This window comes from Corynebacterium sp. KPL3927 (assembly GCF_040225835.1).
Classification (GTDB): Bacteria; Actinomycetota; Actinomycetes; order Mycobacteriales; family Mycobacteriaceae; genus Corynebacterium.
On the sequence record NZ_JBEHGD010000003.1, the window covers coordinates 110173 to 133208 of the forward strand.

The 23036-nt window shown below is 63.3% G+C and carries 19 protein-coding genes and 1 pseudogene; 8 read left to right on the plus strand and 12 right to left on the minus strand.

What is annotated here, in order from left to right:
• Window positions 1-50 precede the first annotated feature (50 nt).
• Entirely contained in the window at window positions 51-3170 is a 3120-nt protein-coding gene (locus ABRP86_RS02900) for an error-prone DNA polymerase (RefSeq protein WP_349862379.1), read from the minus strand.
• Between the two features lie 136 nt (window positions 3171-3306).
• Between ABRP86_RS02900 and ABRP86_RS02905 the strand changes: the two genes are divergently transcribed.
• The 3 genes from ABRP86_RS02905 (at window position 3307) to ABRP86_RS02915 (ending at window position 5957) form a co-directional block, all read left to right on the plus strand.
• Window positions 3307-4170 (plus strand): MetQ/NlpA family ABC transporter substrate-binding protein, encoded by an 864-nt coding sequence (locus tag ABRP86_RS02905; protein WP_023016795.1) that lies wholly within the window; start codon window positions 3307-3309, stop codon window positions 4168-4170.
• Between the two features lie 72 nt (window positions 4171-4242).
• Entirely contained in the window at window positions 4243-5280 is a 1038-nt protein-coding gene (locus ABRP86_RS02910; RefSeq protein WP_023016794.1) for a methionine ABC transporter ATP-binding protein, read from the plus strand.
• Entirely contained in the window at window positions 5277-5957 is a 681-nt protein-coding gene (locus ABRP86_RS02915) for a methionine ABC transporter permease (RefSeq protein WP_005277229.1), read from the plus strand. The genes ABRP86_RS02910 and ABRP86_RS02915 overlap by 4 nt, the downstream gene beginning before the upstream one ends.
• On the opposite strand, the gene ABRP86_RS02920 is transcribed toward ABRP86_RS02915, so the two are convergent.
• Window positions 5944-6816, minus strand: a complete 873-nt coding sequence (locus ABRP86_RS02920) for a ferredoxin family protein (protein ID WP_349862381.1) — start codon at window positions 6814-6816, stop codon at window positions 5944-5946. The two genes, ABRP86_RS02915 and ABRP86_RS02920, sit on opposite strands and share 14 nt — an antisense overlap.
• A gap of 109 nt (window positions 6817-6925) precedes the next feature.
• Here ABRP86_RS02920 and ABRP86_RS02925 point away from each other — a divergent pair, with 109 nt between their 5' ends.
• On the plus strand, window positions 6926-7483 hold the full coding sequence (locus ABRP86_RS02925; protein ID WP_023025301.1) for an AMIN-like domain-containing (lipo)protein: 558 nt from the start codon (window positions 6926-6928) through the stop codon (window positions 7481-7483).
• Here the strand turns inward: ABRP86_RS02925 and ABRP86_RS02930 are convergent.
• Window positions 7480-9012, minus strand: coding sequence for a DNA polymerase Y family protein (locus ABRP86_RS02930; RefSeq protein ID WP_349862383.1), 1533 nt, complete (start codon window positions 9010-9012; stop codon window positions 7480-7482). The two genes, ABRP86_RS02925 and ABRP86_RS02930, sit on opposite strands and share 4 nt — an antisense overlap.
• Window positions 9009-9671: a DnaE2-dependent mutagenesis accessory factor ImuA' gene (gene imuA' / locus ABRP86_RS02935; RefSeq protein WP_502880298.1), complete on the minus strand. Its 663-nt coding sequence runs from the start codon at window positions 9669-9671 to the stop codon at window positions 9009-9011. Before imuA' ends, ABRP86_RS02930 begins: the two co-directional genes overlap by 4 nt.
• A 64-nt stretch (window positions 9672-9735) precedes the next feature.
• Between imuA' and ABRP86_RS02940 the strand changes: the two genes are divergently transcribed.
• Both ABRP86_RS02940 and ABRP86_RS02945 read left to right on the plus strand, forming a co-directional pair.
• Window positions 9736-10155 carry a hypothetical protein gene (locus tag ABRP86_RS02940; protein ID WP_349862387.1) on the plus strand — a complete coding sequence of 140 codons (420 nt, stop codon included), beginning with the start codon at window positions 9736-9738 and terminating at the stop codon, window positions 10153-10155.
• Window positions 10156-10292: 137 nt separating this feature from the next.
• The gene (locus ABRP86_RS02945) at window positions 10293-11357 is read left to right on the plus strand and encodes an HNH endonuclease signature motif containing protein (protein WP_349862388.1); all 1065 of its coding nucleotides are present in this window, start codon (window positions 10293-10295) and stop codon (window positions 11355-11357) included.
• A gap of 63 nt (window positions 11358-11420) precedes the next feature.
• Here ABRP86_RS02945 and guaA read toward each other — a convergent pair whose 3' ends face one another.
• The 3 genes from guaA to guaB all read right to left on the minus strand — a co-directional run bounded on the left by guaA (window position 11421) and on the right by guaB (window position 15890).
• Window positions 11421-12995 (minus strand): glutamine-hydrolyzing GMP synthase, encoded by a 1575-nt coding sequence (gene guaA / locus ABRP86_RS02950; RefSeq protein ID WP_023025292.1) that lies wholly within the window; start codon window positions 12993-12995, stop codon window positions 11421-11423.
• A 215-nt stretch (window positions 12996-13210) separates the two neighbouring features.
• Entirely contained in the window at window positions 13211-14362 is a 1152-nt protein-coding gene (locus tag ABRP86_RS02955; protein WP_349862390.1) for a GuaB3 family IMP dehydrogenase-related protein, read from the minus strand.
• Window positions 14363-14369: 7 nt separating this feature from the next.
• Window positions 14370-15890 carry an IMP dehydrogenase gene (gene guaB, locus ABRP86_RS02960; RefSeq protein ID WP_349862392.1) on the minus strand — a complete coding sequence of 507 codons (1521 nt, stop codon included), beginning with the start codon at window positions 15888-15890 and terminating at the stop codon, window positions 14370-14372.
• Between the two features lie 120 nt (window positions 15891-16010).
• On the opposite strand from guaB, the gene ABRP86_RS02965 reads away from it, so the two are divergent.
• Window positions 16011-16382, plus strand: coding sequence for a DUF5319 domain-containing protein (locus ABRP86_RS02965; RefSeq protein ID WP_349852222.1), 372 nt, complete (start codon window positions 16011-16013; stop codon window positions 16380-16382).
• A gap of 19 nt (window positions 16383-16401) precedes the next feature.
• Here ABRP86_RS02965 and ABRP86_RS02970 read toward each other — a convergent pair whose 3' ends face one another.
• Window positions 16402-17160, minus strand: a complete 759-nt coding sequence (locus ABRP86_RS02970; RefSeq protein ID WP_349852224.1) for a hypothetical protein — start codon at window positions 17158-17160, stop codon at window positions 16402-16404.
• 65 nt (window positions 17161-17225) lie between these two features.
• Entirely contained in the window at window positions 17226-17798 is a 573-nt protein-coding gene (locus tag ABRP86_RS02975; RefSeq protein WP_239269037.1) for a sigma-70 family RNA polymerase sigma factor, read from the minus strand.
• Window positions 17799-18231: 433 nt separating this feature from the next.
• Here ABRP86_RS02975 and ABRP86_RS02980 point away from each other — a divergent pair, with 433 nt between their 5' ends.
• Window positions 18232-18528: a WhiB family transcriptional regulator gene (locus ABRP86_RS02980; protein ID WP_349852226.1), complete on the plus strand. Its 297-nt coding sequence runs from the start codon at window positions 18232-18234 to the stop codon at window positions 18526-18528.
• Between the two features lie 70 nt (window positions 18529-18598).
• Here ABRP86_RS02980 and ABRP86_RS02985 read toward each other — a convergent pair.
• The 3 genes and pseudogenes from ABRP86_RS02985 to groES all read right to left on the minus strand — a co-directional run bounded on the left by ABRP86_RS02985 (window position 18599) and on the right by groES (window position 22937).
• Window positions 18599-20925 (minus strand): annotated as a pseudogene (locus ABRP86_RS02985) (AAA family ATPase).
• Between the two features lie 89 nt (window positions 20926-21014).
• The gene (gene groL, locus ABRP86_RS02990) at window positions 21015-22634 is read right to left on the minus strand and encodes a chaperonin GroEL (RefSeq protein ID WP_349852230.1); all 1620 of its coding nucleotides are present in this window, start codon (window positions 22632-22634) and stop codon (window positions 21015-21017) included.
• 9 nt (window positions 22635-22643) lie between these two features.
• Window positions 22644-22937 carry a co-chaperone GroES gene (gene groES, locus ABRP86_RS02995; protein WP_005277188.1) on the minus strand — a complete coding sequence of 98 codons (294 nt, stop codon included), beginning with the start codon at window positions 22935-22937 and terminating at the stop codon, window positions 22644-22646.
• Window positions 22938-23036: the final 99 nt, after the last annotated feature.

The following is a 23036-nucleotide window of genomic DNA, read 5'->3' on the forward strand; positions in this document are numbered from 1 at the left end:
CGATGTTTTCTCGGCCTAGCCACCGCTTTTGGGCTTCGATGCGGAGAAAACTAACGGAAATCGCGGGAGCCGCGCGAGAGGAAATCGCCAAAATCCAGCGGCTCGAGCTTGTCTGCAACCACGCTTACCGCGCCGGTGGCATTTTGCACGATGCCGCGGATGATAAGCGCGCGAGCGGTGCGGGCGAGCACCTTCTGGCGGGACCACAGCCCGGGCGAGACCATCACGTTCATCAGGCCGGTTTCGTCCTCCACACCCAAAAAGGTCAGGCCGGAGGCGGTGCGCGGGCGCTGGCGGTGCGTAATGAGGCCGGCGATGCGCACGCGGGTGCCATCGGGGACGTGGGGAAGGTGGGAGGAAGGCAGGACATCGCCAAGCGCGGCCCTAACTAACTCCATAGGCTGCTTATCGTGGGTGACGCCGGTGGCGGCGACATCGGTAGCCATCAGCTCGAAGGCCGACATGCCAGGCAGGTGCGGCGAGGCGAGCGCGGAGGTGCCGGGCAACATGCCCTCGCGCTCGGTGGCGGCGACGCCAGCCTGCCAAAGCGCTTGGCGGCGTTCCAACCCCAAGCACTCCAGCGCCCCCGCCGTGGCCAGCGCCTCCACCTGCTCCACGCTGAGATCCGCGCGGCGCGACAGATCGGAGACGCTGTTAAAGGGCGCGGCGGCCTCCACGCGCTCGGCGGCCTTATCCCCCAGACCTTTGATGAGGTTGAGACCCAACCGGATTTCGCCGGTCGGCAGCGCCCTGGCCTGCGCGCCGGAGTCGTTGATGCTCACTGGCAGCACGCGCACGCCGTGGCGCCGGGCGTCTTGAATGAGCGACTGCGGCGAATAAAAGCCCATGGGCTGCGCGCGCAACAAGCCCACGCAGAACTCCGCCGGGTAGTGATGCTTGAACCATGCGGAAAAATACACCAGCGAGGCGAAGGACTGCGAATGCGATTCCGGGAAACCGTAGGCGGCAAAGGCGGTGATCTTGGCCCAGAGCTTCTCCGCGACCTCACCGTCGATGCCGTTGGTGGCGCGCAAGCCCTCGAAAAAGTGGCTGCGCAGCGCGGCCATCTTGGTGGGCGAGCGCTTCGAGCCCATGGCGCGGCGCAGGTCATCGGCCTCGGCGCCGGTAAAACCGGCGGCATCCACCGCAATCTGCATCAGCTGCTCTTGAAAAAGCGGGATGCCCAGGGTCTTGCCCAGCGATTTCTCCAGCACCGGGTGGTCATAGGTCACGGGCTCGAGGCCATCGCGCCGGCGCAGGTAGGGGTGCACGGAACCGCCCTGGATGGGGCCGGGGCGAATGAGCGCGACCTCCACCACGAGGTCGAAGAAGCAACGCGGTTTGAGCCGCGGCAGCGTGGCCAGCTGCGCGCGGGACTCCACTTGGAAGACGCCGACGGCATCGGCGCGGCAGAGCATGTCATAGACCTCGGGCTCGGCTAGGTCGAGCTCCCACAGGCGCACCTCGCGGCCGGTGGTGGCGCGCACGGCATCGATCATGTGGTGCAGCGCCTCCAGCATGCCGAGGCCAAGCAGGTCGAATTTCACCAGCCCGGCGGCGGCGCAATCGTCCTTATCCCATTGCAGCACGGAGCGGCCTTCCATGCGGGCCCATTCCATCGGCACCACGTCCGCGATCGGCCGGTCGCATAAAACCATGCCGCCGGAGTGGATGCCGAGGTGGCGCGGCTGGTCGAGGAATTGCTCGGCGAGTAAGGAGACATCGGCAGGCGGCTCGGTTATGCCCTTCGACCACGCATCGGCCGAGCCCTGCGGATAGCCCAGCGCGCGGGCGGCGTCGCGGGTAGCCCCCTTGCGGCGGTAGGTAATAACGTTGGCCACCTGTGCTGCGCGGTCGCGACCGTGGGTGCGGTAGACGTACTGGATGACCTCCTCGCGCCGGCCGGATTCGATGTCGATGTCGATATCGGGCGGGCCATCGCGATCCGGCGATAGGAAGCGCTCGAAGAGCAGCTGCGCGGAAATGGGCTCGGCGTTGGTAATGCCCAGCGCGAAACAGACGGCGGAATTGGCCGCGGAGCCGCGCCCCTGGCACAGGATATTTTCCTGGCGGCAAAAATCCACCAGGTCGCAGACGATGAGGAAGTAGCCCGGAAAGCCCAGCTGCTTGATGATGCCCAGCTCGTGCCGCATCTGCTTTTTCGCCCTGGCCTGTATTTCGGGCGGGCGCGAGGCGTAGCGCTTTTTACCGCGCCGCCACACCTCGTGCTCGAGCCAGCTCATCTCGGTATGCCCCTCTGGGACGACAAAGTCCGGCAGGTTGGGCGCAAGTGTACCCCAGGTAAAGGAGCACTCGCGGGCAAGGCGGACGGTTTCGGCGATAAGCTCGGGCCGGCCTGGGAGCAACTGGGCCATCTGCTCGCCGGAGCGCATCCAGCCTGCGCCCATCGGGTGGGCATCCGGTGCGGCTTCCTCTAAGGATTGGCGATGCGCCAAGGCGCGTTTGGCAGCGGCGAGCCTTACCTGGTCGCGCGTTGCTGCCGCAGGTCGAGCGGTTGCGATGGCGCGGAGATTATTGTACTTATCCAGAAAACCGTGGTGATCCGCATCTTCGGGAGACATTGTGCACGCATATTCGAGAACTATGCTGTCTATTTTTATTCTTTCGAGAACGTGATCGATTTTTTGCATAGCCTCCCACCCCAGCAGGAAAAAGCACTCTTCCTCCAGCTCGCGCGCCACGGCGTCTAGGGGCGGGTACGCGACACCCCCCTTCTCACCGGCGTCCATCCGCGCGCGGGCGATAAGGCGCGAGAGGCGGCGATAACCTTCCGGCGTGCGCGCGAGCACGGTCACCGGGGCTTCCGCGAGGGAAAGCTCTGCGCCGTACACGGCCGGAAGGCCCGCCTTAGCTGCGGCTTCCGCGAATTTCATCAGGCCGTAGAAGCCGTCCCGATCCACGACGGCCAACCCCTCGAGGCCAAGCTCTAGGGCGCGGGCGACCAGCTCTTCCGGCTCGGCGGCACCGTCAAGAAAGCTATAGGAGCTTACCGCGTGCAGCTCCGCAAAGGGCACGGCGGAGTGCCCACGCTGGACAGGCTCATCGCCGCCGCCAAGGTGATGTACGGCGACGGGCGCGGCAGTGTCCTTGCCGGATAGTATCCTTTCTAAACGCGACCACGGCAGCGCCTTTCCACCATTAAATTTCACCCTTCACAGGGTAGTGTCGAATTAGTGTTCTATACAACCCGACGCAATGAGACACGTTCAATAGACAAAGCGGTTCGCTTATTGCTAGATTGCTAAACGGTCAATTTATTTCAACTCCTACATGTAAGGGGACCTCATGCAGATTCGTCGCGCAGCGGCCGCTACCGCCGCCGTTACCGTCGCCGCCACCAGCCTCGTGGCCTGCTCCTCCGACGCAGATGATGACAAGACCATCACCGTTGGCACCACCGATGATGCAAAGCAGGCCTGGGTTGCCTTTGAGCAAGAAGCCAAGGACGCCGGCTACGACATCGACATCAAGTCCTTCTCGGATTACAACACCCCGAACCAGGCCCTGAACCAGGGCGAGCTGGATACCAATAACTTCCAGCACCTGAAGTTCCTGGCCGAGTACAACCACGGCAACGGCACCAACCTGGTGCCCATCGTCGCCACCGAAATCGTGCCGCTGGCGCTGTTCTGGAAGGGCCACGACTCCCTCGACGGCATCGAGGGCGAAGAAGTTGCCATTCCGAATGACTCCACCAACCAGGGCCGCGCCATCAACGTGCTGGTCCAGGCTGGCCTTATCACCTTGAAGAAGGACGGGCTTATCACCCCGACCCCGCTGGACATCGATGAGAAGAAGTCCAAGGTCAAGGTCGTGCCGGTCGATGCAGCCCAGACCCCATCCGCGCACGGCGAGGGCACCCCGGCGATTATCAATAACTCCTTCCTGGAGCGCGCCGGCATCGACCCGGCCACCGCCGTCTTCCAGGATGACCCGAACTCCGAGGAGGCAGAGCCTTATATCAACGTCTTCGCCGTTCGCGAGGAAGACGCCGATAACGAGGACATCAAGAAACTCGCCGAGCTCTGGCACTCCGATGCGGTACAAAAGGGCGTCGACGAGGACTCCGCAGGCACCTCCGTCGAGGTCGAGCGCACCCCAGAAGAACTCCAGGAAATCCTGGACAAGCTCGAAGCAGATTTGGACTAATCACCCTTGCCTTCTACCCCGCCGGTTTTCACCCCGGCGGGGTTTGGCACTTCCTCACTAAGGACGCAACCCGTGGCAGATTCCACCCAGAACGGCACTCGCATCGAGTTCCGCAATATCACCAAGGTCTTCCAGCAGAAAAAGGCCAAGGTCAAAGCTCTTGACGATGTCTCCTTGACCGTCGATTCCGGCGAAATCATCGGCATCATCGGCTACTCCGGCGCCGGCAAATCCACCCTGGTCCGCATGATCAACGGCCTGGATACGCCCACCTCCGGCGAATTGCTGCTCGATGGCCAGAATATCGTCGGCATGTCCGAAAAGAAGCTGCGCGGCATCCGCCGCAATATCGGCATGATCTTCCAGCAGTTTAACCTCATGAACTCCCGCACTGCGGCGGGCAATATTGAGTACCCGCTGCAGCTGCAGGGCATCGGCAAGCGCGAGCGCCAACAGCGCGTGCAGGAGCTGCTGGATTTTGTTGGCCTGGGAGATAAGGGGAAAAGCTACCCGGAGCAGCTTTCCGGCGGCCAGAAGCAGCGCGTGGGCATCGCGCGCGCCCTGGCCACGAATCCGTCGCTGCTGCTTGCCGACGAAGCCACGTCCGCCCTCGACCCCACCACCACGCAGGAAGTCCTTGACCTGCTGCGCCGGGTAAATAAGGAGCTCGGCATCACCATCGTGGTCATCACCCACGAAATGGAGGTCGTGCGCTCCATCGCGGATAAGGTTGCGGTGATGGAAAATGGCCACGTCGTGGAACAAGGCAGTGTCTACCAGGTCTTTTCCAATCCCCAGACCGCCGTGGCCGCCAAGTTCGTCGCCACATCGCTGCGCAATGAGCCCGACGTGGTGGAAACCGATGACCTGCTCGCCCACGAAGGCCGCCTGTTTACCATCAACCTGACCGAGGAATCGGGCTTTTTCGGCGCCGCGGCCAAGCTGAAGGATGCTGGCGTATCCATCGCCGTCGTCCACGGCGGTATTACCACCTTGCAGCAGCACTCCTTTGGCAAGCTCACCGTGCGCTTGAGCGGCGACGATGCCGCCATCGAAGAGTTCTACCGCGCCCTATCTGCCACCACTCAAATTGAGGAGATTGAACGATGAACGTCAACTATCTCGCCGCCGCCGACTGGGACCGCTTAGGCGGATCGCTTGTCGATGCCATCGTCGACACCCTCATCATGGTCTCGACCACCCTCGTCGTCGCCGGCATTCTGGGCCTAGGGCTCGGCATTTTGCTCTACACCGCCCGCCCGGGCGGCATCCTGCAAAATAAGGCCGTCTACCTGGTGGTCAACCTGCTGGTGAACTTCGTTCGCCCCATCCCGTTTATTATTTTGCTGGCGTTTGCGCAGCCGCTCACCGTCGCCGTGATGGGCGGGTCCATCGGCCGCGAACCGGCCACCTTCGTGATGGTCATCGCCGCCACGTTCTCCGTGGCGCGCGTGGTGGAACAAAACCTCGTGGCCATCGACCCAGGCGTTATCGAGGCCGCCCGCGCCATGGGCGCTTCACCGTGGAAGATCATTACCTCCGTGATTATCCCGGAGGCCCTCGGCCCGCTGATTCTGGGCTATACCTTCCTGTTTATCGCCATCGTGGATATGTCCGCCATGGCCGGCTACGTCGGCGGCGGCGGACTGGGTGACTTCGCCATCGTCTACGGCTACCGCGCCTTCGAATGGGAAGTTACCGTCGTGGCCACGCTTATTATCATCGTGCTGGTGCAGGCCGCGCAGTTCTTTGGCAACTGGCTCTCCTCCAAGGTTATGCGCCGCTAATAAGCTCCACGCCCGTGGCCACAAGCGCCTTGCCGGTCTTGGGCGCGTCGCCGCAGGACGAGACCACTCCTTCCACGGCGCGCTGCTCGAGCGTCACGCTCCACCGCCGGCCATCGGCATGCGTGACCACCGTGCCCTGCTTCGCGTCTTCTGCGTGGAGCTGGCCGTAGTAGAGATCCTCGGAGGCATCGATAAGCTCGCGCGCTACTGCCAACTCCGCCACCTGGCCGCGCGGGCCGAAGATGCCGCGCCCGCGATTGACCGGGTAGAAATACTTTCCTTCCGCCGCCGCCGCAATCATCTGCGCGGCGGCTTCCTTATTCATCCGGCCAAAGGAATACCCCCAGGGCATGAGCATGACCGAGGGCGCGAAGCGGTGCCCCTTCGTGTGCGAGGTCTCCCACACCAAATCCGGGTAATCCTCCACCAGCTCCGCGGCGAGCGGCCGGCCCTTCACGGCGCAGCACTTATCGCGCTTAGCATGGGTGCACACCAAAACCAGCGGCGTATCGAGGATTCCTCCCCCATTGCGGCCCGGCGCGGTGAGATCCAAATCCAGGATCTTTTCCGGGCCGGTCAAAAGGACCAATTCCATCACGCCCTGCTCGGCCCACACCAGGTAGCACCGGTGCATGGTGCCGATTTGGCGGCCATCGCGGCCGGGGCGGCGAATCAATTGCAGCCCGGCCTGACCCTTGAGCTTTTCCTTCAGCTCGGCCGTGAGCTCCGGGCCAAAAGTATCGCCATCAAGCACATCGCGCGACCAGCCGCCGGGCCACTCAAAGAGGACAAACACGGACTCTTTTTTCGCCGTGCCGGGCAGCGGTTCCACCTGGTAATCTGAACAGAAATCGGTCATGTACCCTAGCCTAACCTGTCTGCAACTCAGCTCACATATTTGGCAACAATTCGGTCAAGATCTGCCCCAACGCTAGGCAGTAATTACTAGAAATTATACTCTAGTGGTCATGTATAAAGCCCGCCTCTCACTCCTGCTTGCCGCCGCAGCCTTCCTCACCGGCTGCAGCACCGAATCAGCGGATGACACCACCATGGCGGCCTCTGTGGGAAACTCGCACATCAACCCTCTGGGTGAGGCGGATATGAGCATGAAAACGCTGCGCCCTGAGGCCCCCTCAGAACTCGTGGTGACCAAGGTGCGCGTGGGCCAGCACGATGGTTTCGAGCGCGCCGTTTTCGAGCTCGAGGGCGAGGGTTCCCCAGGATGGTTCGTGGATTACGCCGATAATCCCAAGCAGCAAGGCTCTGGCCAACCCATTAACTACGCCGGCGATACCGCGCTCAATGTCAATATCGACGGCGTGGTCTATCCGTTTGAGGCCGGCATCGACGAGCCGCGCATCGGCGTCGTCGACGCCCCCGCCGGTGGCGTTATTACCCAAGTGGTCAACGGCCGCACCTATGAGGGCCGCAGCCAGTTTGTCATCGGCATGAACCAGCGCAAGCCTTATTCCGTACAGGTGCTAGAAAATCCCACGCGCCTCGTGGTAGATATTCGCTCCTAATACGTCGCCTCCACGCGCCAGCGCCCCTCTGACCACACCAAGAGCCAGGCGCGCTGGCGTTGCTCCCGCTCAGCTTGGCCCACAATTTGTAGCCGCGCCGCGTGCTGTGGCTTTTCGGTCCACCACTGCGTATCCACCGGCCACGGGCCAGCCCAGCCAATGACGCGGTAGCGGTGCGCGCCCCACCCGAGCGCCACGGGCACAGAGGATAGGAGGGCCTCGGCGGTGACGATGACGTCCCGCGCGGCGGCATCGATAAGCCGAATGCGCGCGGCCGGATGGTTCGGCCCGCCGCCTAGGCGCGCGGGAAGCGGCGCGGGGATCCTGCCTGGCCAGCTGCCTTGTGGCGTGGCATCGCGCTGCTCCCCGTAGGGAACGTACTCGATGCGCTCGGCCACCCCACGGCCACCGGCGGCCCGCGGCTGCAAGACGCGATCTATGCCCAGCTGCGATTGCACGCGCGAAATTACCCGCTTGACCTGTTCCTGTGAGGCATCCCCGCCCCAGAGGCCATCGGCCTGCGGCCTAGCCACCTCCACCGGTTCGAGCACCAGCCGCACGATCGCGGCGCCGTCCTTGCCGCTCGACCGCGCCGCCGTAAGCCACCCATCCAGCTGCCAGCGCACCCGGTCCGCGGTCGCCTGCTCCGTGAGCGCCTCGTGCGTGCGCCATACCCGGGCCACAGTTTCACCAGTGGCCAGCTCCGCCACCACGCGCAGGCGCATGCACACCACTTCCGCCTCCGCCAACCGCACGTGCAGCTGCGCGGCCAATTGCCGGGCCACGAATGCCGCCGCATCCACGCGCTCGATGGATTGCTCACTGCTCACGGACAGATCGGGCCGCGCCATTTCCGGGGACACGCGTTGGTCCGCCCGCGCGTGCGCCACCTCGTGCGCGCGCTTGCCCTGCTGCCCAAACCGGGTAACCACCTGCTTAAACGGCAGCGCCGCCACATCACCCAGCCGGCGCACGCCCAATTTCTGCAGCTGGGCCACAAACTCCGCAGAAAACCCCAGCGCGGCCTCCGCGGCTAAAACACTCACGGGCTGGGCGGCCAAGAAATCCCGGGACCCGCCCTCCGGCACCACCGCGCCTACCCCGCGATGTCGAGCCGCGATGATGGCCGTGGCAATCTCGTCTGCCACGCCGAGGGTGGAATCAAAACCGGCGTGCGCGGTGGCATCGGCAAGCATCTCCAGCGCCTCCGGCCCGTGATAGCGCAGCGCCGCCCCCACGTCCACGATGGCCAGGCCGGGCCGCAGCATTTCCACGGACGAGGCCACGGCATCCAGGCCCGCCGCAATCTCCGCGAAGGCCGCGCCATCCCTATCCGGGTTCGCCTCCACCACCTTTACCTCAGGGCAAATCGCCTGGGCCTGGCGCAGGCGCATCCCGCGCCGAATGCCCGCCCGGCGCGCCGCGCTATCGCAGACCAGCACCGCATGATTGCGCGCAACCAGCACCGGCCCTGTCTGCCCAACCGCCTGGATGGGCCAATCCGGAAACCACACCGCAGCCGCCCTCATACGGCCTCCAACCTGCGGGGTTCGCCCATGGTGAGGCTCCCACGCGCCACACCCTTTTTCGAGTCCACCGCAAGATCGATATCCACGCCGCGGATGCGCCCGCTGCCCTTGCCAATGCCCCGATACGTACTCACCTCCGCCCCAATGCGCACCGCGGTGCCCGGCAGCCGCGCGCCCACGGTCAGCACCGCGGCCTGCCCGCCGCGGATCTTCGCCCACACCGGCCGCGCCTTGGCCGGGCTCAGCTCGCCGGGCGGGCCATGGTGGATGATAAGGTCCATACCCTCTGCCAGCACGCTGGTTACCGCCCATGACTCCAGGCCCGGATCGGGGACGGTGACCACGTTGTTGAGCTGCCCCATTTCGGCAACTTGTGCGAGAGAAAGATCCGGCCACCCTACTATCCCCACATGGCCCCCGCGGGCCGTAAGATGGCAGATGAGCTCCACCACGAGCGCGGGACACTCCGCGCAGGAGACCACCTTCCGCCGGGCGAGCCCACCTGCGGGAAGTAGCCGAGCCAGCTGGGGAAGGGTGTCTACCAGCTCGTCTTCATCCTCCTGCTCCATCGCCTGCATGCGGGCGCGCAGCACCGCAACGCGGTCAGGCCTATCCAGCCCCGCCACCGCTTTTTCTAGGCGAACGTTCGTTTGACTCACCCACACAGTATGAACCCTCAACCGGACACATGCAACTGTATGTTCGAATGGTAGTCTTAAACGCATGAACCTGAACGAGGCCTACGGTGCTATGCGCGAGAATCCAACCCCCATCCCCACCCCACCGTGGGTGCGCCTCGGATCCTCCATCCTGCTCGGCGCCACCGTCGCGCTGCTGACCACCCGCACCCATTTCTTCGCCACCCTATCTGGGGCCGCGGTCTGCCTCGTGGCGGCATTCGTCTTGGTCTTTGCCCACCCCTACCGCCGCGAGATGCGCTCCTACGCCGACCGGCACGATGCCGATCTCATCCCCACCATCGCGCAGCTAGTACCGCTGATGATTCTATGGCTCCTCATCATGCTCGCGCCCATCCTCGGCCTGCCCGCGTGGGGCTCGGCGCTGGTGTGGGTTGCGGTCTCCTGTGTCAGTTTTATTGCCTTCCCCCACGTGGATGGCACGCGCCGGCTGGCCTTTGTCTAACCTATGCGACACTGCGGGGACTTATCCACAGGATTTCCCCTGGTTTTCGCGCTGCGGATCCGGGTTATCCACAGATTGCGCACTTGCGGTTGCCCTAGCGATTGAGCGCGGGCTAACACCGCCCTAGCGTAGGCGGCATGAACGCACTCGAGACCTACCTCACCGCCCTCGCGCCCGGCATGGATATCATCGCCGCGTGCCGCGGTCTATCTGGGTCTGAGCTCATGGAGCGCGGCGCGCCCGATGCCATCGCCGCCGACCTGCTCCTTTTGTGCGACAGCTACTACGGCCGCACCGCCTTTAGCCGGATGCAGCGCCGCGCCATTGCCGATGCCCGCGCCAACTCCCACCCCATTGCCCTCCTCGCCGGCATCGAGCGCGTGGTTAACCGCGCGCCCAGCAAGAAGCAGGCGTGGGAGTTGCGCGCGGAATGCTGTGCGATGTCCGCGGAGATGAGCGCCATTATCAAACACGCCCGGCGCCGGGTGCGCGAAATGAAAAAGTCCACGGTCAGCCCCGGCGTGCGCACCTACCGGCGCCCCAATGACTACTGGACGCTCGCCATAACGGGTACCTCCCGCTTCATTGCGGACCTGCAGGGCGCGATTACGGCCGCCGATAAAAAGCCGCTGCAGGCGGTGGAAGATATCTTCTTCGGTGCCGGCAGCGCCGCGCGCTCCACGGTGGTCACTAACGCCGTCGTGCCGCTAGAGAAATTCATTCGCATTCGCGATGGCCACGGCGACGACGTGCAGCTCGATCTCACCAATGGTGCGACCATGTCCGGTACCGAGTACCTGCGCCGCGTGCTTAACGATGCTGGCTATTCCGCCCCCGGCCCCAGCGGCAGCGGCAGCGGTGACGGTGAAACGGGCTATGTCACCCTCGTGCATCCGGTGGAAGGGCCGGTCAACCTCTACCGTACGGCACGCGTGGCCACCGATAAGCAGAGGATGATGGCGGCCGCGGAAAATCCGCGCTGCGCCTGGCCCGGATGCAATCAGCCGGCCGATTTATCCCAGATCCACCACCTCACCGCCTGGAGCCGCGGTGGGGAGACCAATATGAACAACCTCGTCGTGTGCTGTGCTTACCACAACGGCATCAACGACGACGATCCCAATGCCCCGCCCCGGCGCGGGCGGCTAGAAAGGGTGGGCGGTCGCATCGTCTGGCGGCCACCGGTGACACCCCGCAACTAGCCGCAGGTATGCGAAAAGGCGCTCAAGTACTGAGCGCCTTCTACGCATGCCGTTTTGTGGGTTTTACTCCCACTCGATGGTTCCCGGTGGCTTGGAGGTGCAATCCAAGACCACGCGGTTGACGTCTTTAACCTCGTTGGTGATGCGGGTGGAGATCTTCTCTAGCACGTCATAGGGCAAGCGGGTCCAGTCCGCGGTCATGGCGTCCTCGGAAGATACCGGGCGCAGCACAATGGGGTGACCGTAGGTGCGGCCATCGCCTTGGACGCCGACGGAGCGGACATCGGCAAGCAGCACGACTGGGCACTGCCAAATCTGCTCGTCCAAGCCGGCGTTGGTCAGCTCGGTGCGGGCAATCAGATCCGCTTGGCGCAGGGTCTCGAGGCGATCCTCGGTAACCTCGCCGATGATGCGGATGCCTAGGCCCGGGCCCGGGAAGGGCTGGCGGCCGACGATCTCTTCCGGCAGGCCCAACTCGCGGCCCACCGCGCGCACCTCGTCCTTAAAGAGCAGGCGCAGCGGCTCCACGAGCTCGAACTCGACGTCATCCGGCAGGCCGCCGACGTTGTGGTGCGACTTAATATTGGCGGTGCCGTCGCCGCCGCCGGATTCGACGACGTCCGGGTACAAGGTGCCTTGGACGAGGTAGTCGACGGTGGAGCCGGCGGGGGCATCGGCAAGCACGCCGGCCACGGCGCGCTCGAAGGAGCGGATGAACTCCGCGCCGATGGCCTTGCGCTTTTCCTCTGGGTCGCTAACGCCCGCCAGCTTCTTGAGGAAGGCCGAACGCTCGTCGGCGGTAACCAGCTTGGCGCCGGTCGAGGCCACGAAGTCAGTTTCAACCTGCTCGCGCTCGCCCGCGCGCAGCAGGCCGTGGTCGACGAAGACACAGGTCAGGCGATCACCGATGGCGCGCTGCACCAAGGCCGCAGCCACGGCAGAGTCCACGCCGCCAGACAGGCCACAAATAGCGCGGCCTTCCTCGCCTACTTGGGCGCGGATATCCGCGATGAGCTGCTCGGCGATATTATCGGCGGTCCAGTTCTGCTCCAGACCGGCGATCTCCGTGAGGAAGCGGGTGAGCACTTCTTGGCCGTGTGGCGAGTGCAACACCTCGGGGTGGTACTGCACGCCGGCCATCTGCTTGGCCGGGCACTCCATCGCGGCGACTGGGGCGCCGGCGGAGGTTGCGGTTACGTCGAAGCCCTCGGGGGCGGCGGAGACGGCGTCGCCGTGGGACATCCATACCTTGTGCGTGGGCTCGAGGCCCTCGTGCAGGATGCCGCCCTTGACGTCGATATCGGTGCGGCCATATTCACGCTCACCGGTAGACGATACGGTACCGCCGAGGATGTGGTTCATGGCCTGGAAGCCGTAGCAAATGCCGAAGACCGGAACGCCAAGCTCTAGCAGCTCAGGTTTGAGCGCTGGGGCGCCGTCGGCATAGACGGACGACGGGCCGCCGGACAAAATGAGCGCGGCGGGGTCCTTGGCTTTGATTTCCTCGATGGAGGCGGAGTTGGAAACAACCTCGGAGTAGATTTTGGCCTCGCGCACGCGGCGGGCAATGAGCTGCGCGTACTGAGCGCCAAAATCCACGACGAGGACTGGGCGCGGGGTAGTATTTGGCTTAGTCACGCCCCATAGTCTAACCCATAGGCCCCGCGGCCCAGGAAGCGCTTGCCCATGTGGGGCATTGCGGCGGCTTTCGCACCGTGGGGCGCTGGCTGCACAAGTGACTCGGGCCATGCAAGGGGACGCGGGAGTGAGCTGCGAGGGGCGCAGCAATTCGGGGGAGCAGCAGCGCGGCGCGGGCCCGCACGATGCGAGGCGCGCCGCACGCAGCGCGCTACTTAATAGCGAACCGCGAGCTCGACCTTCTGGAACGACTTCAGGTCGGTGTACCCACACTTTGCGAGGGCACGCCGCAGCGCACCCACGAGGTTGGTGCGGCCGAATGGTTCGCTGGATGGGCCGTGCAGCACGGTTTCCAGGCTCGGCGCAGCCGCGGGTGCGGCGTCGCCTGCGGCAAGAAAATCCACATCGAGGTCGGTATCGACGCCGGCGAACTGCGCGTATCCGCGCGGGAACCGCGGATGGCCTGCGGTAGCCGGCCAGTACCATCCCCTACCGCCTGCCTCTCGGGCCTGGGCAAGAAGGGGGCCGAGCGCGACGCTATCGGCACCGCAGGCGAAGGCCTTGGCGATGGTCCCGGAGTTATCGAATTCCGCATCCGCAATGATGTGCACGTAGCGGCCTTCGGTCTCGTCGAGGTAATCGCGGCGGGCCGCGGCGGCATCGGCAATGGCGGTGGCCATAGCGGTATCGATGCCGACGGTTTCCGCGTTGGTCGTCACGCCCGCACCCACGATGACGCCAGCCGCCCCGGTGCGCATCAGGTGCAGCGCCGTGGTGTAGTCGGCCACGCCACCGGCGATGACGGGCACTTCGAGCGAGCCGATGAATTCCTTCAGGTTAAGAGGCTCGCCGCCGGTGGCGACGTGCTCCGCGGACAGCAGCGTGCCCTGGATGAACAGTAGCTCGGCCCCAGCGGCGATAGCCTTGGGCGCCATCTCGCGGGCGTTTTGGGGCGAAACGCGCACGGCGACGGTCACACCGGACTCGCGCACTTGGGCAATGCGGGAGGCAAGGAGGGCATCGTCAAGCGGGGCGGCGTGCAATTCCTGAATGGTGGAATTATCGCCCGGCTGGGAATAGATGCGCGCCAAGGCACCCTCAAGGTCCTCGTGGCGGCCCCACAGTCCTTCGGCGTTGATGACGCCGAGCCCGCCCTGCTTGCCCATCTCGATGACGAACTCGGGCGTGGCGAGTGCATCGGTGGGGTGCGAAACGAAGGGGGTATCGAAGGTATAGGCATCGATATTCCAAGTGGTGTCCACGTCCTTGGACGAGCGCGTGCGGCGCTGGGGAACGATGGAGACCTGGTCTAAATCAAAGGTGCGGCGGGCCTCGCGGCCGATGCCGATTTCGGCGTATTCACGCATGTTTGTCCTAGCGGTAGTTCGGGGCTTCGGCGATTTGCTGCAGGTGGTGCGGGTGGGATTCCTTCAGGCCCGCGGCGGTGATCTGGACAAATCGCTTGGTCTTGAGCTCATCTAGGGTGGCCGAGCCGGTGTAGCCCATGGCCGCGCGCAGGCCGCCGATGATTTGGTGCACGATGGCATCGATCTCGCCGCGGAAGGGCACGCGCCCCTCCACGCCTTCTGGCACCAGCTTGTCCTCGCTGCGTACGTCGGCCTGGAAGTAGCGGTCCTTGGAGTAGGAGCGCTTTTCGCCGGAAAGCCCGCGACCCTGCATGGCGCCCATGGAGCCCATGCCGCGGTAGCGCTTGTACTGCTTGCCCTGGTACACCACGATGTCACCGGGCGCCTCGGTGGTGCCGGCGAACATAGAGCCCAGCATGACGGTATCGGCACCGGCGGCCAGCGCCTTGGCGATGTCACCGGAGTACTGCATGCCGCCATCGCCGATGACCGGCACGCCCGCGGGGGCGGCGACGGCTGCGGCTTCCATCAGCGCGGTGATCTGCGGCGCGCCGACGCCAGCGACGACGCGGGTGGTGCAGATGGAGCCAGGGCCGATGCCAACCTTGATGGCATCCGCGCCGGCGTCGATCATCGCCTGGGCGGCCTCGCGGGTGGCGAGGTTGCCGCCGATGACATCGACCTTGTCGCCAAAGTCCTTCTTCACGCGGGAGACCATCTCGAGCACGCGGTTGTTGTGGGCGTGGGCGGAGTCGACGACGAGGGCGTCAACGCCGGCATCGACAAGCGCGGCGGCGCGCTGATAGGACTCCTCGCCGGTACCAATGCCCGCGGCAACCAGCAAGCGGCCGGAAGCATCCTTGGAGGCGTTGGGGTACTGCTCGGATTTGACGAAGTCCTTGACGGTAATAAGGCCAATGAGCTTGTTATTGGCATCAACGATCGGCAGCTTTTCTACCTTATTGGCCGACAGTAGCTCCAAGGCCTCCTCCTTGGACACGCCCTCGCGCGCGACGACGAGCGGCATCGCGGTCATGACATCGCTGACCTTGCGATCAAAGTCCGGCTCGAAACGCATATCGCGATTGGTGCAAATGCCCAGCAAGGTGCCGTCCTTATCCACGACCGGCAGGCCGGAAATGCGGAAGCGGGCGCACAGGGCGTCGATCTCGCCAATAGTCATCTCGGGGCGGGCGGTGACCGGGTCCGTGACCATGCCGGACTCGGAGCGCTTGACGATTTCTACCTGCTCGGCCTGCGCTTCCGCAGACAGGTTGCGGTGCAGCACGCCAATGCCGCCCTGGCGCGCCATGGCGATGGCCATGCGGGCCTCGGTCACGGTATCCATCGCCGCGGATGCCAGCGGCACGCCCAGGCGAATATTGCGGGTAAATTGCGCGCCGGTATCGACCTCGGAGGGCACGATATTGGACTCGGCGGGCAAAAGAAGCACGTCATCAAAGGTCAAGCCGCGCAGGGCTACCTTGTTCGGGTCATCTCCACCAGTGTGAATAGGGTAATCGCTCATCGAGGTATCTCCTTAAACAGGTTCAGCGGCTACCCCAACTGTAGTGCGTGCCCGGCCAATGACACCATTCAGGCTAGGGGTTAATTGCCTTAAGCGGGCAAGTTCAATAGGCTCGCAGGCGTGAACTTCTTCGCCAATATGCCCCGCGATCCTTTTGCAGACGATCCGAATGACCCCGCCTCCTTCCTGGAGGAGGACGAGCAGGTCATGCCGCTTTCCGATGAAGACCGCGTCGCCCTCATCCACGATCTCGCCCTGGTAGAGAAATTCGCAAGTGTGCTCGGCCCGCGCGGGATCGATGGCATCTTCTTCTTGTGTGAAGACTGCCAGGAAAACCACTTCTACGAGTGGGATATTATGGCCGCCAATATGCGCGCCACGCTGGCAGGCGAGCTCGCCCCAGTGCACGAGCCTGGAGCAGAACCCGACCCGCGCCGCTACGTGCCGTGGGACTACGCGCTGGGCTACTTGGACGGCCTCGAGGGCCGCTAGGGTTGTAGCACTGCCCTCGCTACTCGGCGCCCGCCCCCAACTGAATGGTTGTGGTGGGTGCTTCTTCGGGCTCGCGCGTCTCCGGCTGCGGATTCGCTGGCGCCTGCTCCGTTACCACCACGGTTGAGGTCTCGTACTGCGTTTTCGTAACGGTTTGTGGCGCTGGTTCAGGCTTGTCCTGCGGCTTTTGGCCCGGCGCGGTCTCGGTGGCGGTTTCCGTCACGGTTTTCGTCTTCGGGCGGGCAGGACGCTTCTTTTCGGCTTCCTCCTTGGCGGCGATGGCATTTTCTTCTTTGTCTTCAGCCTCTTCGAGCTTGGAACGGGCTTCTTTCATAAGCTCGCGCGCACCTTCGAAATCTCCCTCTGCCGCGCGGGATTCCATCTCATCTAAGGTGCCGGCCAACTCCACATTGCGGGTCTCATCCGGCCTATCAAATACGCCAGAATTAACCATGACCCCGCCCGCACCGGCGAGGATGACTGTGGCGGCGGCCGCGCCGATAAGTCCATGCATCACGGGGCGATTACGTCGGCGAGACCGCGCCTTATCGAGGCTGATGACTTCCGATTCTTCCTCTGCCCCGTCCACGCGAGGGGCTGGCGGCATCTGCTTATCGATGTCCCCCTTCAGCCCCAACAGCAGCCCGGCGAGCTCATCGCTGCCGTTGGAGGGATCTTTGCCCTGCGACAGCTCGGTGAGGAATGCATCATCATCCACCAAGGGCTGGAGCTGCTCCGTCAGGTCATCGTTATTCTTTTTAGAATGCTTGGAGGCCATGATGGTTTCTGTCCCTCCTTCCTTTCTTAAGGTTTACGCGTGTCTCTAGAGCGGGGGTTGTGGCTTTAGCCCTCGGTGGCTAATTGTTGCCCAAGGGCCTTTCGCAATTGTGCGAGAGCTCGGTGCTGTGCGACGCGAACCGCACCCGGGGTGGACCCCACGATATCGGCGGTTTCTTCTGCCGAAAGCCCAACGAACACGCGCAAAATAACGATGTTTTTTGCCTTGTCACTTAAGGTATCGAGCAAGGCGCGCATTCTGTTACTACCATCATTTTCTAGCGCCCATTCCTCGGGAGTCGCCTCGTTTGCGGTGCTTTCTGGAAGCTCCTCGGCGGGCGTGGAGCGATCGCGGCCCATGGCGCGGTGGGCATCGGTGACCTTATTAAAAGCGATGCCGTAGACATAGGCCATGAAGGGTCGGCCCTTATCTTCATAGGATTCGATAGATGTGGCGACGGCGAGGCAGATTTCTTGGGTCACGTCCTCCGCGGTGGGCTGGCGCCCGCCACCGATGCGCGCACGACAATAGCGCAGCACCTGCGGATGAATAATTTGCAGGATAGATTGCAGTGCGCGGCGGCTTCCACCAGCGGCCAGCGGAACGAGATCCGCTAGCTCTTTATCCTTATCGCTCACGAGTGCACCCTCTGCAGACTTTTAAATCGATATTCAACCATATTTCCTCTGGGGTATTGAGCGCAAAGGGACAACGACGCTACACATCAGCAAGCTTGCAACCCGACAACCGGGCAACGCTTTTGCTTGGCGATGCCCCAGTAGGAAAAGCACCGCAATTGAGCCTGTGTCGGCGGTTTTCTTGGCTCTACACCAGGCTTTATGCCATCTGCATCATAGAAAGAGGAAAATTCATAATTCGTTAACCTTAGCCATTATTGCAGGTAAAAGGGTGTTAACGAGTCACATAAATGGAGGCAATACTTGGAAGTCAAATACTAGTAACCCTCTGTTTACCAAGACGCGACACACTACAAATCGTTGCGGTTCGCGGATGACTCTCCACCAGCCGCCAGAGTAAGAATTCTCGTCCTGTTAAAGGAGCGTAAGTAACGTGTCTCAGTCCAAGTCTCCTCTCGGACCTACTGCAGATGTATGGGATTGGCAGTTGCAAGGTGCGTGCCGCGGTGAAAACTCGGACGTGTTTTACCATCCAGACGGAGAGCGTGGCCGCGCCCGCGCCCAGCGCGAAAATCGTGCCAAGGCCATTTGCAATTCCTGCCCAGTTATCGAGCTCTGCCGCGAACACGCCCTGCGATCGGCAGAACCATATGGCGTATGGGGCGGCATGAGCGAATCCGAGCGCGTCGTGGTGCTGCGCAAGCGCCGCCGCGCGACGGTCAACGCCTAATCCAAAATTTAAGTTAGCGCGTAAAACCCACACACCGCGCTCGCGGCGGGCGGGAGTGCGGGGTTCCGGATTAGCCCTGCGTAGCAAGCGCCTGCTGCAAATAACGCCCCGTGAGGGACTCCTTTGAGCCCGCTAAGTCCTTGGGCGTGCCGCTGAAGACAAGGCGGCCACCGGCAGAGCCGGCACCAGGGCCGAGCTCGATGACCTGATCGGCGTGCGCGAGCACGGCGAGGTTGTGGTCGATGCAGATGACGGTATTGCCGGCATCGGCAAGCTGATCCAGCAACTGCAGCGTGCGTTCGGTATCGGCGGGGTGCAGGCCCGTGGTTGGCTCGTCTAGCACGATGACGTCTGCGGTCGACTTTTTATCGGCAAGGTGCGCGGCCAATTTAAGGCGCTGGCGCTCGCCACCAGACAGCGTTGATAGTGGCTGGCCAAGGCTTAAATAACCCACGCCGGCAGAAACGAGCGTGTCACAAATCTTGGCGGCGGCGGGCACCTTGACGCTGCGCAAATAGTCGGCGGCGCGGGAGGCGGAAAGCTCGAGGACATCGGCGATATTGAGCTCGCCCAGGCGGTACTCCAGCACGTCGGCGGAAAAGCGCCGGCCCTGGCAGATCTCGCAGGGAACGTCCACGCCGTCCATGACCCCGAGTTCCACGTACACCACGCCCGCGCCATTGCATTTTGGGCACGCGCCTTCGGAATTAGCGGAGAAGAGTCCGGGTTTTACGCCATTGGCCTTGGCAAAGGCCTTGCGGATGGGGTCGAGGGCGCCGGTATAAGTCGCGGCATTGGACCGGCGCGATCCCTTAATGACACCTTGCCCGATGTGCAAGAGCCTGTCTCCTGCTACCCCTGGCAGGCACGCGGCCAGCGATGACTTGCCGGAACCGGCCACCCCGGCAATGACCGTGAGTACTCCCTCCGGAATATCGACATCGATTCCTTGGAGGTTATTGCGCCGCGCGCCGCGGATGGCAAGAGCCTTGGTGGACTCGCGCACCGATTCTTTCAGCGTGGCGGGATCGGCAAGGTACTGCACAGTTACGGTACCGCTGCGCCGCAGCTGCGCAGGCGTTCCTTCGAAGACGATGGTGCCGCCTTCGGCGCCGGCGCCGGGCCCGAGATCCACGACGCGATCCGCGATGGCAACGGTGGACGGGTTGTGCTCGACTACCAGGATGGTATTTCCTTTATCGCGCAGGCGAAGCAGCAGGTTATTGATGCGCTCGCAATCGTGCGGGTGCAGGCCGGCGGTGGGCTCGTCGAAGACATAGGTGACATCGCTAAGCGGCGAGCCCATGTGGCGCACCATGCGGGTGCGTTGGGATTCACCTCCGGACAGCGTCCCGGTAGCGCGCGATAAGGTGAGATAGCCAAGGCCCAGCTCGATGGCGGTATCAACGGCGGCAGAAATGGCATCTACCAGCGGCTGCGCACCGGGCAGATCGAGCTGGGTCAGCCGTGCAGATCCGTAAGCTCCATCTCACAGACATCCGCGATGGACGCGCCGGCGATATAGGACTCGCGGGCATGGCGCGCCAGCCGCGTGCCGGAACACTCAGGGCAATCAACGAAGTCTACGGCCTGCTCGACGAAGGCGCGCATGTGTTTTTGCAGGCTTTCGACCGGCTTGCTCAATACGTTGGTGCGCAAGCGCGTGGCAAGGCCCATGTAACTCATATTGACGCCGCCGACCTTGGTCTTGGTCTCGGCGAAATACAGGTTGTGCTTTTGCTCTTCGCTGAACTCGCGCACCGGAATATCATCGGGATACAGGCCAGATTCGGCGTAGCCGCGCCACATCCAGGAGCCGGGCTTCATGCCGGGGTAGATAATGGCGCCATCGGCAAGCGAAAGCTCCTCATCCACCAAGCAAGACAAGTCGATATCGGATACCTGCCCCGTGCCCTCGCACTTCGGGCACATGCCGCCGGTGCGCTCGAAGCGGCGGACCTCCTTGGTGCCGTTGACCTCAATGGCGCCCTGGCCTGAGGCGGAGGGAACATTGAAAGAATATGCCGCGGGGCCGCCGGCGCGCGGGGATGCGGCGCGCGAGAACAGCACGCGCAAAAGGCCGGTGATATCGGTAGCGGTACCAAAGGTAGAACGTGACGAGGCTGCCATGGGCTCCTGCCCCACCACGATGGCGGCGGTAAGGTGCGCCAAGCTATCCACGTCCGGCCGGGCCAGCGAGGGCATGAAGCCTTGGACAAAGCCGGGATAAGTCTCATTGACTAAGCGCTGCGATTCCGCGGCGACTGTATCAAAGACGAGCGAAGACTTACCGGAGCCGGAAACGCCGGTAAAAATGGTTAGCTTGCGCTTGGGAATCTCCACCGAAACATCGCGCAGGTTATTTTCCCGCGCGCCGATAATAATAATGCTCTCCACGAGCTTCAAGTCTAAACCAAAAGCCCCGCCGTGCCCTCCCCTGACTTGGCGGGAGAAGGTGCGGCGGGCTCTGGGCTATAGCGCAGGAATTAGTGGTGGTGATGGCCGTGACCGGCCTCAGCGTTGTCTTCTTCCTGCGGCTTTTCCACGACGGATGCCTCGGTGGTAAGAACCATGCGGGCAACGGAGGTGGCATTGACCACTGCGGAGTGGGTGACCTTGACGGGATCGATGATGCCGTTATCGATGAGGTTGCCGTACTCCAGGGAGTTGGCGTTAAAGCCTTCACCGTTGGCCATCTCAGATACGCGGGAGACGATGACAGAACCATCGAGGCCTGCGTTTTCTGCGATCCAGAATGCCGGGCGGGTCAGAGCACGGGCAACGGCGAGCACGCCGACCTTAGCCTCGCCCTCGAAGTCCTGGGCAAAGGACTCGAGTTCCTTAGAGATCTGCACCAGCACGGAACCGCCGCCGGCGATGACGCCTTCTTCTACGGCCGCACGGGCGGCGTTGATGGCGTCCTCGACGCGCAGCTTGCGCTCGTTGACCTCGGTCTCGGTTGCGGCACCGACGCGGATAACGGCGACGCCGCCGGAGAGCTTGGCCAAGCGCTCCTCGAGCTTCTCCTTATCCCAGGTGGAATCGGTACGGGCGATTTCGCCGCGGATCTGTTCACGGCGTTCATCGAGGGCTGCGGCGCTGCCGCCGCCATCGACAAGCACGGTGTCTTCCTTGGTGATGGTCACGCGGCGCGCGGAACCCAGCACCTCGAGGCCGACCTCGTTCAGGTTGACGCCCACCTCAGGGTCCACCACGGTGGCGCCGGTAACTACGGCCAAGTCATCCATGAAGCCCTTGCGGCGCTCGCCAAAGTACGGTGCCTTCACGGCGGCGACCTTCAGGACCTTGCGGATGGAGTTAACCACGAGCGCCTGCAGCGGCTCGCCCTCGACGTCTTCCGCGATGATGAGGGTCGGGCGGTTGGTTTCCGCGATCTTTTCCAGCAGCGGCAAGAAATCCGGCAGGGAAGAAATCTTGTTACGGACGAGCAAAATGGCGGCATCGTCAAGCACGGCGTGGTTGGTCTCTTCCTCCGTAGCGAAGTACGGGGAAAGGTAGCCCTTGTCAAAGGAAATACCTTCGGTGACATCCACGGTGGAGTCCATGGTCTGGGACTCCTCGACGGTGACGACGCCGTCCTTGCCCACCTTTTCCATGGCGCCGGCAACCATCTCACCGACCTCCGGATCGCGGGAGGACACGGTGGCTACCTGCGCGATTTCGGAGGCGGAGTTGACTGGGGTGGCGCGTGCCTTGAGCTCCTCGACGGCCTTTTCCGCCGCTGCGGAGATGCCGCGGTTGAGCTCAATCGGGTTAGCGCCGGCGGCAACGTTGCGCAGGCCCTCAAAGATGAGCGCCTGGGCCAGCAAGGTCGCGGTGGTGGTGCCGTCGCCGGCGATGTCGTTGGTCTTGACCGCAACGGACTTCACCAGCTGCGCGCCGAGGTTCTCGAAGGGCTCCTCGACGTCGATATCGCGGGCGATAGTCACGCCGTCATTGGTAACGGTCGGGCCACCGAAGGCCTTGGACAATACGACGTTGCGGCCGCGCGGGCCGAGGGTGACCTTGACGGCATCAGCCAGCGTATCGACGCCGCGCTGAATTCCCTCGCGGGCTTCTTGGTCGAATGCAATAAGCTTTGCCATAAGTAGTTCCTACTTCTCGATGATGGCGAGGATGTCGCGCTGACTCAGCAGCAAGTACTCTTCACCGTCGTACTTCAGCTCGGTGCCGCCGTAGCGAGAGAAGACAACGGTGTCGCCTTCCTTAACGTCCATGGGGATGCGGTCATCGTCGTCTTCCCAGCGGCCCGGGCCGACGGCGATAACGGTTGCTTCCTGCGGCTTTTCCTTTGCCGAATCCGGGATAACCAGGCCGGATGCGGTGGTGGATTCTGCTTCTACGATCTGTACGAGGACGCGGTCCTCAAGCGGCTTAATAGTTGCCATGATGTTTCCTCCGTATTGTTCGTTTGCGCACCTTAATGGCGCGCGCGTGCCGGTTGTGGATGTCCAGCACAGCCGTCGTCGCGGGTGAACAACTGTGGG